The 13,365-nt window shown below is 68.8% G+C and carries 13 protein-coding genes; 6 read left to right on the top strand and 7 right to left on the bottom strand.

The window, feature by feature from the left end:
• Nucleotides 1-55: 55 nt before the first annotated feature.
• The 6 genes from ASF77_RS21610 to ASF77_RS21585 form a co-directional block, all read right to left on the bottom strand.
• On the bottom strand, nucleotides 56-1,417 hold the full coding sequence (locus ASF77_RS21610) for a tetratricopeptide repeat protein (RefSeq protein ID WP_056344587.1): 1,362 nt from the start codon (nucleotides 1,415-1,417) through the stop codon (nucleotides 56-58).
• 199 nt (nucleotides 1,418-1,616) lie between these two features.
• Nucleotides 1,617-3,185 carry a glycoside hydrolase family 3 protein gene (locus tag ASF77_RS21605; protein WP_056344584.1) on the bottom strand — a complete coding sequence of 523 codons (1,569 nt, stop codon included), beginning with the start codon at nucleotides 3,183-3,185 and terminating at the stop codon, nucleotides 1,617-1,619.
• A 22-nt stretch (nucleotides 3,186-3,207) separates the two neighbouring features.
• Entirely contained in the window at nucleotides 3,208-4,218 is a 1,011-nt protein-coding gene (locus tag ASF77_RS21600; protein ID WP_056344581.1) for an SIS domain-containing protein, read from the bottom strand.
• 20 nt (nucleotides 4,219-4,238) lie between these two features.
• The gene (nagA, locus tag ASF77_RS21595) at nucleotides 4,239-5,324 is read right to left on the bottom strand and encodes an N-acetylglucosamine-6-phosphate deacetylase (RefSeq protein ID WP_056344578.1); all 1,086 of its coding nucleotides are present in this window, start codon (nucleotides 5,322-5,324) and stop codon (nucleotides 4,239-4,241) included.
• Complete coding sequence (locus ASF77_RS21590) at nucleotides 5,321-6,196, bottom strand: BadF/BadG/BcrA/BcrD ATPase family protein (protein ID WP_056344575.1); 876 nt, start codon at nucleotides 6,194-6,196, stop codon at nucleotides 5,321-5,323. The genes nagA and ASF77_RS21590 overlap by 4 nt, the downstream gene beginning before the upstream one ends.
• A 187-nt stretch (nucleotides 6,197-6,383) precedes the next feature.
• Nucleotides 6,384-7,208 carry an alpha/beta hydrolase gene (locus tag ASF77_RS21585; RefSeq protein ID WP_056344572.1) on the bottom strand — a complete coding sequence of 275 codons (825 nt, stop codon included), beginning with the start codon at nucleotides 7,206-7,208 and terminating at the stop codon, nucleotides 6,384-6,386.
• A 79-nt stretch (nucleotides 7,209-7,287) separates the two neighbouring features.
• Here ASF77_RS21585 and ASF77_RS24570 point away from each other — a divergent pair, with 79 nt between their 5' ends.
• From ASF77_RS24570 to ASF77_RS21555, 6 genes are all read left to right on the top strand, one after another.
• Nucleotides 7,288-7,821: a hypothetical protein gene (locus tag ASF77_RS24570; RefSeq protein ID WP_056344570.1), complete on the top strand. Its 534-nt coding sequence runs from the start codon at nucleotides 7,288-7,290 to the stop codon at nucleotides 7,819-7,821.
• Nucleotides 7,821-8,057, top strand: coding sequence for a helix-turn-helix transcriptional regulator (locus ASF77_RS21575; protein WP_056344567.1), 237 nt, complete (start codon nucleotides 7,821-7,823; stop codon nucleotides 8,055-8,057). The genes ASF77_RS24570 and ASF77_RS21575 overlap by 1 nt, the downstream gene beginning before the upstream one ends.
• An 82-nt stretch (nucleotides 8,058-8,139) precedes the next feature.
• Nucleotides 8,140-8,781 (top strand): FMN-binding negative transcriptional regulator, encoded by a 642-nt coding sequence (locus tag ASF77_RS21570; protein WP_056344564.1) that lies wholly within the window; start codon nucleotides 8,140-8,142, stop codon nucleotides 8,779-8,781.
• The gene (locus ASF77_RS21565; protein ID WP_056344560.1) at nucleotides 8,778-10,034 is read left to right on the top strand and encodes an MFS transporter; all 1,257 of its coding nucleotides are present in this window, start codon (nucleotides 8,778-8,780) and stop codon (nucleotides 10,032-10,034) included. Before ASF77_RS21570 ends, ASF77_RS21565 begins: the two co-directional genes overlap by 4 nt.
• 259 nt (nucleotides 10,035-10,293) lie before the next feature.
• Nucleotides 10,294-10,650, top strand: a complete 357-nt coding sequence (locus tag ASF77_RS21560) for a hypothetical protein (protein ID WP_056344557.1) — start codon at nucleotides 10,294-10,296, stop codon at nucleotides 10,648-10,650.
• A gap of 64 nt (nucleotides 10,651-10,714) precedes the next feature.
• Entirely contained in the window at nucleotides 10,715-11,746 is a 1,032-nt protein-coding gene (locus tag ASF77_RS21555; RefSeq protein WP_056344554.1) for a sulfatase-like hydrolase/transferase, read from the top strand.
• A gap of 132 nt (nucleotides 11,747-11,878) precedes the next feature.
• Here the strand turns inward: ASF77_RS21555 and ASF77_RS21550 are convergent, their stop codons facing one another.
• Complete coding sequence (locus tag ASF77_RS21550) at nucleotides 11,879-13,219, bottom strand: GIN domain-containing protein (protein ID WP_056344552.1); 1,341 nt, start codon at nucleotides 13,217-13,219, stop codon at nucleotides 11,879-11,881.
• Nucleotides 13,220-13,365 lie beyond the last annotated feature (146 nt).

The following is a 13,365-nucleotide window of genomic DNA, read 5'->3' as shown; positions in this document are numbered from 1 at the left end:
AAAGCGGGCGACGCCATTCGCGTCCGCCCGCTCTTGCTTTTACAGAAGCCGGAGCTTACTTGACCGCTGGCTGCGCCGCCGTGGTCACGGCGCCGGTTGCCGGCGCGGCCGTGGCCGCGGTGGCCGCAGGGGCCGCGCCCGCCGCCGGCTGCTGGAGCGACATGACCCAGACGCGGGCCACATCCGACAGGCCGCCGCCGGCCTTGACGCTCTCGAAGGTCTTGATCGCGTCGTCCTTGCGGCCGGCCTTGGCTTGCGCGGCGCCCAGGCGCAGCTTGGCTTCGTCGGGCTGCTTCAGGCCGCCCTTGGCGATGCCTTGCTGGATGAAGCCGATGCCCTTGTCGTGCTGGCCCATGGTCGAGTAGGCCCAGCCGAGGTTGACCAGGCCGGCGCCGCTCTTGGCCTTGGCGGCAGAGGCTTCGCCCGCGGCGATGTTCTTGGCGTCGTCGGCCGCGCCCTTGTCGGCACGGGCGCGCAGCGCGTTGTGGGCCTTGGCGTTGGCGCCCTTGCCCAGCACGCCCGCGGCATAGCCGGCGTCGAGCGCGTTCTTCGCTTCGGTCGGGAAGCCGTCGCGCAGGGCGCTTTCGGCCAGGTCGATGTAGTCCTCTTCGCGCAGCGTCTTGGTGGCGGCGAACTGCAGGCGCAGCAGCGGCAGGTAGTTGTCCTGGCTGAAGCCCGGCTTGCGGATCACGCTCACACGGATCAGTTCGTTCCAGTATTCGTCGCTCGGGTAGTAACGCACCAGCTTGTGCACCGTGCTCTCGTAGCCGGCCGTGTCCTTGCTCTCGTGGACGGCGCTCAGCATCAGCTTCAGGTCTTCCAGCGACGGCGTCTTGCCGGCCTTTTCGGTCTGCTCGATCGAGCGCTGCAGGTAGGTCTTGGCGCCGGCGTAGTCCTTGTTCAGGTACAGCGAGCGCGCCAGCAGCGGGCCGGCTTCGCTCATGTCGCCGCCCGTCGCTTCATAGCGCTTGAGCTGCTCGGTGGCGGCCGCGTAGTTCTTGGCGTTGAACTGGATGTTGCCCATCGCCAGGATCAGACGCGCCTGCGAATCCTTCGGCTCGAAACCGGAACTGATGACGGCCTCGCCCGCGGTCAGGATGCCCTGGTTGTTGCCCGTCATCGAGGCATGCGCCATCTTGATGCGGTTGAGAATGTAGTTCTCGTAAGGCGTGCGGTTGGCGATCGCTTCGGCCTGGGTGATGCGGTTCTGCACCTCAGCCGCGTTCTTGGCGGCGATCAGCTGCTGCAGCGCGTTCGAATCGAGCAGCTTGGCCAGCTCGGGGCGCACGGTATTGGCCGGCGCGGCCGCAGGCGCAGCTTCCTTCTGGGCGTGGGCGCTCGTCATCAGGGCGGGTGCGCTGTTCAGGCCGACGGCAGCCAGCAGCAGGCACAGGCGAGCAAGGCGGAGTTGGGACATGAATGATCCTTCTAAAAAGATGAGCGGTACAAATCCGCGGCAAGATGGTGATTTTGCCAAGCTTGGGCAAACGTACATTGTCCCATAAAACGCCTGGAACCCTGCGGCGCAATTGTGCCGCAGGCGAGGGCGCGCCGGGGCCGGCGTTACATTGCGTTACCGTGTTTGATTCACGGAAACGCAATGCCGAGACAGGTGTCTAGAAGCCCGGCACCGGGCAATGGCCAGTGGCCTCGATCTCGCCCGCCAGCCAGGCGTTGACGGCGGCCAGGGCCGGTGCCGCGAAGCCATAGGTCATCAGGGCCGGGGCCTCGACGTCGAGCGCCTGGTAGGGGTTCCACAGGGCCAGGTGCAAGTCGGGGCGCCAGGTGGCGCGTACGTGGGCGCCGTAGCGGCGGCGCGAGGTCGAGGCGAGGATCGTGAAGCGGCCGTCCTGCGGCAGCGCGTTCCAGTCGAAGCTGTCGGCATCGGCGAAGGTCATCAGCTCGACGTCGTAGCGCTGCGCGAGGGAGGCGGCAATGGTGGCCGCCGGCACGCCCGCTTCCGAGACGCCGTCGCTGACCACGTCCTGGCGCGCCACCAGGCGCAGGCGCGCACCCTGCGGCGGACGGCGCACGGCGCCGCGGCTGCTCAGGCCGCGCGCCCAGGCGCGCGCCATCAGGGCGCGGTCGGCGTCGTCGGTGCTGTAGATCGGGGCTTCGTCGGCGCCGGGTGCCGCGCTCACCGCGACTTCGCAGCCTGAGGCCGCGGCGACGCCGGCACGGGGCCGCGCCGCGCCGCCGGCCGGGTGCGCGTCCGCGAGCTGCTTCAGACGCGCCAGGCGCGCCTCGACCTCGGCCAGCGGCAGTTCGCCCGCGGCGATGGCGGCGGCGATCGCCGCGATCGTTTCTTCCTGGGTCTCGCGCGAACCGATCGCCATCACCATGTCGGCGCCCGCGACCAGGGCGCGCACGGCGGCCTGGCCGGCGCCGTAGCGGTGCGCGATCGCGTGCATGTCCATGCCGTCGGTGATGATCACGCCGCCGTAATTCCACTGCTCGCGCAGGATGCCGTTCAGGATGCGGCGCGACATGGTGGCTGGGTAGTCGGGGTCGAGCGCCGGATAGACGATGTGGGCGGTCATCATGGCGGGAGCGAAGGGCGCCGCCATCCGGAACGGCGCGAATTCGAAGCGCTCCAGTTCTGCCAGGGGTTTGTCGACGGTCGGCAGGTCGCGGTGCGAGTCGACGTGGGTGTCGCCGTGCCCGGGGAAGTGCTTGACGCAGCAGGCCACGCCCTCGGATTCGCTGCCTTCCATCCAGGCCAGCGCAATGCGCGTCGCCGTGGCCGGGTCGGCGCCGAAGGAGCGTTCGGCGATGACGGGGTTGTGCGGGTTGTTGTTCAAGTCCAGCACCGGTGCGAAGTTCCAGTTGAAGCCGAGCGAACGCACCGCGCGCGCCACGGCGGCGCCGACTTCGCGCGCAAGAATCGGATCGTCCGCGGCGCCGAGCGCCATCGCCGAAGGCGGCGCCGGCACCCAGGTCGAGCGCACCACGGCGCCGCCTTCCTGATCCAGCGCGATCAGGGCTTCGCCGCCCATCACTTCGCGCAGGCCGGCAGTGAAGCGCGTCAGCTGGCTTGCGTCGACCATGTTCTGGCGGAACAGGCACGCGCCGCGCACCCGGTTCCGGGCCAGGAAGGCGGCGGTCTCGGCGTCCAGTTCGGTGCCGAACAGGCGCACCATGATCAGCTGTCCGGCCAGTTTCCTCAGTTCGTCGGTAGTCTGCATCTTCTTGGTTTGCTTGGTTGCCTTAGTTGGTCTTCGTGACTTTGCTCAGGTGGCGCGGGCGATCCGGATCCATGCCGCGCGCCTTGGACAGGCGGGCGGCCATCACATAGAAGGCCTGGATCGCGACGATCGGGTCGAGGTCGGGCGTGGCCGCGACGGGCAGAATCAGGTCGCGCTCGGCGATGTCCTCGGGCGCGGCCAGCAGCACGCGCGCGCCGCGTCCGCGCATCTCCGCGGCCAGGGCCACCAGGCCGGCCTGCGCCGGGCCGCGGGTGGCGAAGATCAGCAGCGGGTAGCCGTCCTCGATCAGCGCCATCGGGCCGTGCTTGATCTCGGCGCCGGAAAAGGCTTCGGCCTGCAGGGCCGAGGTTTCCTTGAATTTCAGGGCCGCTTCCAGCGCGACCGGGAAGCTGATGCCGCGACCGACCACCATGATGTTGCGCGCCGGCGCCAGCACCTCAATGGCCGCCGACCAGTCCACCTGGGATGCGGCGCGCAGGGCATCCGGCAGGGCGGCCAGGCCCGCGCGCAGTTCGGCGTCGTCCTGCCATTCGGCCACCAGGCGCGCGCCGGCGACCAGGCTCGTGATGAAACTCTTGGTCGCGGCCACGCTCTGCTCTTTGCCGGCATGCAGGGGCATCGTCCAGGCGGCGGTCTGGGCCAGGGGCGAGTCGGCGTCGTTCACCAGCGCCACCGTGGTGGCGCCGCCGTCGCGGAAATACTTGATCGGCTCGACCACGTCCGGACTCTGGCCCGATTGCGAGATCGAGATCGCCAGGGTGTCCGCCGTCGCCAGCGGCGACTTATAGAGCGTGACGAGCGACATCGGCAGCGAGGTGACCAGGCGTCCCATGCGCGACATGATCAGGTAGGCGACATAGCTGGAAGCGTGATCCGAGCTGCCGCGCGCCACCGTGACGGCGCTGTGGAAGTGCGTCGAACGCAGGGTGCGTCCCAGTTCGGCATAGCGCTCGCCGTCCTGCGATAGTTGCAGGGCCACGCAGTCGCCGGCGGACATGGCTTCCTGCAGCATGAGTGAGGTTTCGGGGGCGGTCACAGCGCTTCTCCTTCGATATACACGGCGTTGATGTTGAGGTCGCGGTCGAGCACGACGAAGTCGGCATGGCAGCCGGGCGCGAGGCGGCCGCGCTGCGTTTCGCCGAGGTAGTCGGCGGCATTGGTCGAGACGCGGCGCGAAGCTTCCGCCAGCGGCAGGCCGATCTTGACCAGGTTGCGCAGCGCGCCGTCCATGGTGAGGGTCGAGCCGGCCAGGGTGCCGTCGGCCAGGCGCACGCCGCCCATGCATTTGTGGACGACCTGGCGTCCCAGCATGTATTCGCCGTCGGGCATGCCGGCGGCCGCCGTGGAATCGGTCACGCAGAACAGGTGGGGAATCGAACGCAAGGCGACCTTGATCGCGCCCGGATGCACGTGCAGCAGATCCGGAATGATCTCGGCGTACTGCGCATGCGCCAGCGCTGCGCCCACCATGCCCGGCTCGCGGTGGTGCAGGCCCGGCATGGCATTGAACAGGTGGGTGAAGCCGGCCGCGCCATGCGCGAGCGCGGCCACGCCGTCTTCGTAGGAGCCGCTGGTGTGGCCGATCTGCACGCGCACGCCCTGGTCGGCCAGCAGGCGCACCAGTTCCAGGTGGCCGTGGATCTCGGGCGCGACCGTGATCACGCGCATCGGCGCCAGGGCCTCATAGGCTTCGATCTCGGCCAGCGTCGCTTCCTTGGCGAAGGGCGGCTGGGCGCCCAGCTTGGCGGCGTTGATGTAGGGGCCTTCCAGGTGCACGCCGAGGATACGCGCTTCATTGCGGCCGCGCTCCTTGCAGGCCGCGCCGATGGCAGTCAATGCCCGTTCGATGTCTTCCGGGGGCGCCGTCATGGTCGTGGCCAGCAGGCTGGTGGTGCCGTGCTTGGCGTGCAGGGCAGCGATCACGTGGGGCGCGTCGCCGCCTTCCATCATGTCGCGCCCGGCGCCGCCGTGCACGTGGACGTCGATGAAGCCGGGCAGGATGAAGACGTCGCCGTTGGCCTCGGGATCGGCCGGCTGGCCGTCGATGGCCTCGATGCGCGCACCAAAGTGCAGTTCGCCGTGGATCCAGCCATCGGGCGTGAGAATATTGCCTTTCATCGGGTGCGCTCCAGGTGGCGTTCGATCATGAGCAGGGCGCCGCGCGCGGAATCGCCCTGCGGCGGCAGGCAGCGTGCGCGGGTGTCGGGCGGCAGCCAGGCCAGCAGCACTTCGCCCAGGCCCCCGCACAAGGCCAGCGGCAGCGTGTGGCCCGGGTCGAGCGCGTCGGCGATGCTGGCCACTTCGCGGCCGGCGTGTTCGAGGATGGCGCGCGCGACCGGGTCGGTGTCGCCATGCTGGACGACGAAGCGCGCGAGGCCCGCATACGCGGTCTGGTTGGCGCGCCCGAGCCAGATCTGCACCGCGTCGCGGTTGCCGCCGCAGGCCGCGATCACGTCGCGCGCCAGCGGCCCGTCGGCCACGCGGCCGTCGAGTACCTGTTCGATGTGATTCAGCGCGCGCAGGCCCATCCAGGCGCCGCTCGCCTCGTCGCCCGCCGGGAATCCCCAGCCGCCGACTTCGACCTTGGCGCCGTCGAGCCGCATCGCTTCGCCGACGCTGCCGGTGCCGATCGCGACGATCGCGCCTGGCTGGCCGCCATGGGCGCCCATCAGGGTGCTGAAGCCGTCGGTGTCGAGCACGAGTGCGGCGAAACCCGGATCGGCGGCGACGAATTGCGCCGCCCAGTCCTTGTTGTGCACGCCAGCCAGGCCCAGCCCGATCGCCATCGAGGACAGGGGAGGGGAGCCGATGTCGGCCACGGCGCAGGCTTCGCCGATGGCGGCCAGAATGGTGACCCAGGCCTTGTCGATGCCGTGGGAGAGGCCGGAGGGGCCGCCGGATGCTTGCGCCAGTTCGGCGCCGTTGGGATCGGCCAGGCGCACACGGGTGCCGGTGCCGCCGCCATCGACGCCGATGAGGTATTCGATCATGGGAAATATGAGTGCCGGGGGAGGTCAGGGCACTATAGGGAAGCGGGTTGAGCCTGTCAACAGGTATTTAATTGGTATTGTTTTTATCGTGCGGGCCCCGCTTGGCGGCGCCTTCCGCGCGTCTTTTCTGCTATGGGAAGGTGCTGCCGGCGCTGGCTAGCAACTGGTATGGTTGAGCAGCAGTTTTTTATGGCTGACGTCCGCGCACGAAGCCGCAGTAGGCATTGCGCGCGGCGTCCGTGCGCAGGGCGTCGTTGTGGCCGGCCTGCTCCAGCAGGAGCAACTGCTTGTCGGAGCGCGGGATGGCGTGGAATACCTGCTTGCCCAGGCGCGGCGGCGTCATCTTGTCCTGGCCGGCCACGATGACCAGGCTCGCGGCCTGGAAGCGGGCGGCGGCAACCCGGTTGTCGACCTGGCGCAGCGAGGCTTCCAGGTCGATGCGCACGAAAGGCCGGGCGTACCAGGGAATGTTCGAGGCGACCAGGTCTTCGGCGCTGGTGGCGGTGGTTTCCAGCACCGTCCCCAGCACCGGCCGCATGGCCGCGACATAGGCCGCCATGAAGCTGCCCAACGACTGGCCGTGCACGACGACGCGGCCGGGATGGCGCGCGTTGACGGCGTCGAACAGGGCCAGCGCGTCGGTACGCAGGTGCTCGACGCTGGGCTTGCCGCCATTGCGCCCATAGCCGCGGTAGTCGAACACGGCCAGGTTGCTGCCGCAGGGGGCCAGCATGGCCAGGAGCTGGTCGCCGTGGCGGTCGAGATGGAACATGTTGCCGCCGAAGTAGAGCACGGTGTTGTGCGCGCCGGGCTGCTCGAGCAGGACGCCGTTCAGCATCGTGCCGTCCTGGCCGGGCACCGCCAGCGCGCGCACGGCCGGGTTGGCCAGGCGCTCCTTGACGGCACCCGGCGCATCGGGCCGAAAGAACTGGCGCTCGGTGACGCGCACCTGCGCGCATCCGGCCAGCACCACACATGAGGTCAGACTTGCCGCCAGCAGCCAGGTACGCATGGAGTCTCCGCTATAATGATTGTAGTTGATTAAAATATTACTATAAAACGATAATAAGTTAATGAATAACGATAAGTCAATGACCCGGTATATCTGGCTGGTGCGGGTGCTGGCAGCCGTACTTGCGCTGTTCCAGCTCATGTACTTCCTCTTCTCCTGGATCCTGCCCGAATCGACGCAGCTGGGCGCGGTCGCGGTTGCCTTCTGGCCGCGCGGCATGGAACCTGGCGCCGTAGCGGGCCTGGCGCCCGGGCTGCGCTGGGCCGGCGCCGTCTGCGCCTTGCCGGCCTTGCTGCTGCTCGGCCATGCGCTGCTGCGCATCGACCGCATGCTGCGCGCCTGCACCGGCGGGCGGATGTTCGCGCTGGCCACCGTCGGCCACATGAAGGCCTTCGCGGCTTCGCTCCTGGGCGCCCTGGTGCTGACGGTGATCGAACCGGCGCTGCGCGCGCTCGTGTGGCGCTTCGGGCTCGGCGCCGGCACCCGGCAGGTGAAGGTCGGCGTGTCATCGGAGGAGCTGATGCTGGTGCTGATTTGCGCCCTGTTCTTCGTCGTCGCCGCGATGATGCATGCGGCGCGCCGGCTGGCCGAAGACAACGAGGGTTTCGTCTGATGGCCATCGTGATCGAGCTCGACGTGCTGCTGGCCCAGCGCAAGGTGAAATCGAAGGAGCTGGCCGCCTATGTCGGCATCACCGAGCAGAACCTGAGCCTGCTGAAATCGCGGAAGGTGAAAGGGGTGCGCTTTTCGACGCTGGAAAAGATCTGCGAACGCCTCGACTGCCAGCCCGGCGACATCCTGCGCTACGTGCCGGGCGAGGCCCAGGGCGACGACGGCGCGGACATGTAAAAAGGGGAGAACCGGGCCGACCGTCCCGATCTTCTGCATAATGGCAGTTCAACAAGAACCAGAACGAGACAGGGAGTCCGGGATGTACGTACCAGCCCACTTCAACGAGGAGCGCGTCGACGTGCTGCACGCGTTCATGCGCGAGCACCCCTTCGCCACGCTGGTCACGCACGGCGCGGCCGGCCTCGACGCCAACCACATGCCGTTCGAGCTCGACGCCGCGAGCGGCGCGCGGGGCGTGCTGAGCGCACACATGGCGCGCGCCAACCCGATGTGGGCGGACGTGTCCGATGGCGACGAGGTGCTGGCCATCTTCCGCGCCGGCGACGCCTACATCTCGCCCAGCTGGTATCCGAGCAAGCACGAGACCCACAAGCACGTGCCGACCTGGAACTACATGGTCGTCCACGCCTATGGCCGCATCCGGGTGCGCGACGACGAGCGCTTTGTGCGCAGCGTCCTCGCGCGCCTGACGCGCACCCACGAAGCGGGCCAGCCGGTGCCCTGGAAGATGGGCGACGCGCCCGCCGGCTTCATCGACGGGCTGCTGGAGGCCATCGTCGGCATCGAGATCGAGATCACGCGCCTCTACGGCAAGTTCAAGCTCAGCCAGAACAGGGAAGCGCGCGACGTCGCCGGCGCCGCCGCCATGCTGGATGCCGCAGGCGAGCACGCCATCGGCGCCGCCATGCTCGCCCGCCTTCGCCCCGACACCGCACCATGAACCGTTTGCCCTGGTACTTCGGCTGGAACATCGTCGCCGCCGCCACCTTGCTCACCATGCTGACCGTGGGCATGCGCCTCGGGATCGGCCCCTTCTTCCTGCCGATGGCGCAGGATCTGGGCTTCAGCCGCAGCCTGCTGGCTTCGATCATCGGCGCCGGCATGCTCTGCTACGGCCTGGCGATGCCGCTGGCCGGCTACCTGGTCGGGCGCTACGGCACGCGCGCCGTGCTCCTGCTCGGGACGGCGATCGTGATCCTCTCCACCGTCTGGTCGGTGACGGCGCGCACGCCCTTGTCCTTCCTGTTCGCCTTCGGCATCTGCCTTTCCTTCGGCCTTGGCTTCACCAGTCCCGTGGCGCTGACGCCGGTGATCAGCCGCTGGTTCACGCGCCAGCGCGGCATGGCGCTGTTCTTCCTGTCGACCGGCTCGATGGCGGGTATGGCGGTGCTGACCCCGGTGCTCACCTATGCGATTGCCGCCGTGGGCTGGCAGCAGACGCTGATCGGTTTCGCCGTCGTATTTGCACTGGTCACGCTGCCGGCGGCGCTGTTCGTCATCCGCGAGGACGCGCCGCCGCACACGGATCTGGTGCCGCAGCAAACGCCGCCCGGGCCGAAGCCCGCTGTGCCGATCCCACAGGCCAGCCTGGGCCTGGGCGCCGCCATGTGTACCGCGCCGTTCTGGAAAATCGTGTTCGGCCTGTTCGCCTGCGGCTTCAGCATGAACCTGCTGGGCACCCATGGCGTGCCGATGCTGATGGATCACGGCTTCGACGCCATGACCAGTTCCTACGGGGTCGGGCTGATCGGCCTGGTCGCCATCCTCGGCACCCTGGTGCTGGGCCGGCTGGCCGACCGCACGCCGCGCCGCAACATCCTCGCCGCCATCTATTTCGTGCGCGGCCTCGGCTTCTTCGCGCTGCTGGTGGTCGGCACCCATTGGGAGCTGTATATCGCCGCGGCCATCGGCGGCCTGGTCTGGGCCGGCAGCATCGCCACTTCCTCGGCCATGCTGGCCGATATCTACGGCGTGCGCCTGGTGGGCGTGATGTACGGCACGGCCTATCTCGGCCACCAGGTCGGCGCCATGCTCAGCTCCTGGCTCGGCGGCTGGGCCTTCGAACGCTTCGGTACGCACTGGATCGCCTTCGGCAGCGCGGGTTTCTTGCTGCTGGCGGCAGCGGCCGTGTCGATGCGCTTGCCGCTGAAGGGGTTTACCTTGATGGCGCCCTCGATGCCGGTGCGGGGATGAGTTCGTAGCGCCGAGCCGGCCCCGAGCGGCTAGCGCAGCTCCCTCCGAGTACAAAAAAGCACGCTGTCTTCACGGACAGCGTGCTTTTTTATTGCCTGCGACGGCGCGCGCACGATTTGGTTCCGCCGTGTCCGGTGACGCCACGCATGCGCGCAAGTCATCAATACGCTTACAACTGACTAACACGGATTTACTTCCTTGAACCCCGTTTAAATGGTTGCCCATCGAAAATTGCTCGGTTATCGAAACCAGGCCAGCGATGAAGATTCTTACCGGCTCCCCGACACACCGGGCCTTCCTGCTGATCCGGACGGGCAGCTATCTCGTCGCCATCTTGCTGTTCTGTTCGAACTACTGGATCAACCGCTATTTCGGCAAGCCCGACATCGACCAGATCAGTTATCACCTGCAGTTCGGCGCGGAAGGGCTGGCCTCCTCGGATCCAGCTGTGCTGCGCCGTTTCGTGCGCTGGTGCGTGCTGGCGCCGCTGCTGCTGTTGCCGCTGGTGCTGGCGGCCGAGCGCTGGGCGGTGTCCGGCCGCAGGCGTTTTTCCTTTCGCATGCGCGCCATCCTGCCGGCGGCGGCGCTGCTGACGGCCAGCACCCTCTGGCTCTAACCAGCTGTCGATCGTCGATTACCTCGCCTCGAACGCCGGGCCGGACTATTTCGGCCGCCATTACGTGGCGCCATCCAACGTCGCCATCCACGCCGTGCGGCCGAAGAATCTCGTCCTCATCTATGTCGAAAGCCTGGAGGCGGGCTATGCCGATTCCCGGGTCTTCGGCGGCGACCTGATCGCGCCCTTGACGGCGCTGGAGGCCAGCCGCTTCGAGGCCTTTCCGCAAGTGCCGGGCACGGGCTGGACGATCGCCGCCATCGTCGCAACCCAGTGCGCGCTGCCGCTCAAGCGCGTCACCGTCTTCGACGAGAACACGCAAGGCGAGCTGGTGCAGTCCTTCCTGCCCAGGGCGACCTGTCTCGGCGACATCCTGGCCGGGCACGGCTACCGCAACGTGTTCATGGGCGGCGGCTCGCCCCTGTTTGCCGGCAAAGGAAAATTCCTGCGCGCGCACAGCTACCACGAGGTGCTGGGGCGGGAGGACTGGCTGGGGCAGGGTGTGCCGGAACGGGCCATGAATGGCTGGGGCCTGTTCGACGGCGACCTGCTGCACCGTGCGCGCGACAAGCTCGGCCAGCTGCACGCAGCCGGCCGGCCCTTCAACCTGACCCTGCTCACCGTCGACAGCCACGAGCCGGGCGGCCACCTGTCGCCCGCCTGCGCGCGGCGCGGCCATGCGGGCTTCGCGGGGGTGATCCGCTGCGCCGCCGCCGACATCGCCGCCTTTGTCGACGATGTCGCCGCGCGCGGCTACCTGCGCGACACGACGATCGTGATCCTGGGCGACCACCTGGCGCGCCACAATCCGCTCTCGAACCAGCTCGAGCGCCTGCCCGAGCGTTTGCTGTTCAACGCCTTCGTCGGTGAAAACGCGCCGGCGCCCAACCGCAGGCAGCTGGTGCATTTCGATTTCCTGCCGAGCATCCTCGAGTTCAACGGGTTCACGGTCGAGGGCGGACGGCTGGGCCTGGGCTACAGCGGCTTCAACCGGCACGCCACGGGGCCGCCGCCGCACCGGCTGGACGAGCTGCACGCCTCGGTGCTCAACCGCTCCGAGACCTATCGCGCGCTGTGGACGGCGCCGCCGCGGTGAAGCATCCAGGATCAGAGGATCAGACGCGTTCGCCGGGGTCGTCAGGGCAAGGCGCAAGGCCGAAGACAGTACGAGAGTACGAGGGTACAAGCAAGGCCTTGCAACGCCGCCCTGGCGGCCTCCGCGGAGGCGTCAGTCGCGCCGGCGGCCGCCGCCGCGCTCGACCTGCACCAGCTCCTCGCGCCGCTCGCCGCCGGACTCGCGCACCTGGTTGACGGCCGCGCTGCCCGGGCCGCGCACCTGGATGTCGGACTGGCGCACCGTCAGGCGGCGCGCGTGGAGCGCGCCCGAACCGGAGAGTTCGGCGACGATGCGCTCGGCGCGGCCGTCGAGTTCGACGTTGCCGGGGCCGCGCATGCTGAGCGCCACGCGCTTGCCGTCGACGCTGGCGCGCAGGTCGCCCGAGCCCTGCAGGGCGGCGTCGAGCGACTCGGTGACGCGCGCCAGCGCCACGTCGCCGGGGCCGCCGCTGTGGATCGTGGCGCTGCGCACCGTCAGGCCGCCGGCGTCGAGTTCTCCCGAGCCGTCGAGGTTCGCGCGCAGCTCGTCGGCGCTGCCGGTGAGCGTGGCGTTGCCGGGGCCGTTCATGCGCAGCACGGCGCGGCGCGCCTGCAGGCCGCGCGCTTCCAGGTCGCCCGAGCCGTGCACTTCGGCCTCGAACTGGCGGATATTGCCGGCAACGCAGGCGTTGCCCGGCCCGCGCTGCAGGCTCGTCACCTTTTCCGCCTGCAGGTCGCAGGCGTCGAGATCGCCCGACCCCGTGACTTCGGCCTGCAGGTCGCGCGTCGTACCGTGCAGGCGGACGTTGCCGGGGCCGCTGACCCTGGCCACGGCCTGGGCCAGCCGCAATTCGAGCGCCTCCAGGTCGCCCGAGCCGCCCACGCGCGCCGTCAGGTCGTTCTCGACCGGGCCCAGGCGCACGTCGCCGGGGCCGGACATCGTCAAGGCGACCGTGTTCGCCTTTACCTGGCGCAGGTCGAGGTCGCCGCTGCCGCTGCTGTTGACCTCGAAGCTGCGCACGCCGCCGCGGGCGCGGATGTCGCCTGGCCCGTGCGAACCGAGCACGAAACGCTCGCCTTTGAGCGCCTCGAGTTCGACCTCGCCGCTGCCCTTGTTGACCAGGCTTGCCAGGCCGGAAGCGCCGATCCGCACCACCGTCTCCGGCCGCTCGCGCTTGCCGAAATGGATGCCGAAGCTGGTGCGCGAGCGCTGGCGCACGACCAGGGTGCCGCCCCGTACCTCGGTCTCGATCTCGGCCAGCGCTTGAGGATCGCCCGACAATTCCAGGCGCGGCGCGCCCTCGGTGACGATGACGCGGAAGGGCCCGGCCAGTTCGATCGCATTGAAGGCAGCCACGGGGCGCTTGTCGACGGCGACCGGGCGGCGCTCGTCGGCCGCGCTTGGCTGCATGCCGGCGAAACCGGCGCACAGGCAGAGGGCGGCGAGGGCGGTGTGCTTGGTACGGGTATGCATGGGTGTCCCTGTTGTTTTTGTGAGGCAGAGCCCCCACGATAGGTCAAACCGGGCTGGTGCGTGCAGCCCAACCGATAGACGTGCAAAATCGCGGTATAAACGTTCAAAATCCGGCGCCGAACGGCGCGCCCAGCCCAGGAAGAGGA

Origin of the sequence: Massilia sp. Leaf139, from assembly GCF_001424165.1 — a bacterium.
Classification (GTDB): Bacteria; Pseudomonadota; Gammaproteobacteria; order Burkholderiales; family Burkholderiaceae_D; genus Telluria.
This window is presented reverse-complemented; position numbering and strand designations above follow the sequence as displayed.

What these genes read in the sequence shown, in the direction of transcription:
- ASF77_RS21610 (WP_056344587.1), bottom strand. Translation starts at nt 1,417, where the DNA reads ATGTCCCAACTCCGCCTTGCTCGCCTGTGCCTGCTGCTGGCTGCCGTC.
- ASF77_RS21605 (WP_056344584.1), bottom strand. Translation starts at nt 3,185, where the DNA reads ATGCAGACTACCGACGAACTGAGGAAACTGGCCGGACAGCTGATCATG.
- ASF77_RS21600 (WP_056344581.1), bottom strand. Translation starts at nt 4,218, where the DNA reads ATGCTGCAGGAAGCCATGTCCGCCGGCGACTGCGTGGCCCTGCAACTA.
- nagA (WP_056344578.1), bottom strand. Translation starts at nt 5,324, where the DNA reads ATGAAAGGCAATATTCTCACGCCCGATGGCTGGATCCACGGCGAACTG.
- ASF77_RS21590 (WP_056344575.1), bottom strand. Translation starts at nt 6,196, where the DNA reads ATGATCGAATACCTCATCGGCGTCGATGGCGGCGGCACCGGCACCCGT.
- ASF77_RS21585 (WP_056344572.1), bottom strand. Translation starts at nt 7,208, where the DNA reads ATGCGTACCTGGCTGCTGGCGGCAAGTCTGACCTCATGTGTGGTGCTG.
- ASF77_RS24570 (WP_056344570.1), top strand. Translation starts at nt 7,288, where the DNA reads ATGACCCGGTATATCTGGCTGGTGCGGGTGCTGGCAGCCGTACTTGCG.
- ASF77_RS21575 (WP_056344567.1), top strand. Translation starts at nt 7,821, where the DNA reads ATGGCCATCGTGATCGAGCTCGACGTGCTGCTGGCCCAGCGCAAGGTG.
- ASF77_RS21570 (WP_056344564.1), top strand. Translation starts at nt 8,140, where the DNA reads ATGTACGTACCAGCCCACTTCAACGAGGAGCGCGTCGACGTGCTGCAC.
- ASF77_RS21565 (WP_056344560.1), top strand. Translation starts at nt 8,778, where the DNA reads ATGAACCGTTTGCCCTGGTACTTCGGCTGGAACATCGTCGCCGCCGCC.
- ASF77_RS21560 (WP_056344557.1), top strand. Translation starts at nt 10,294, where the DNA reads ATGAAGATTCTTACCGGCTCCCCGACACACCGGGCCTTCCTGCTGATC.
- ASF77_RS21550 (WP_056344552.1), bottom strand. Translation starts at nt 13,219, where the DNA reads ATGCATACCCGTACCAAGCACACCGCCCTCGCCGCCCTCTGCCTGTGC.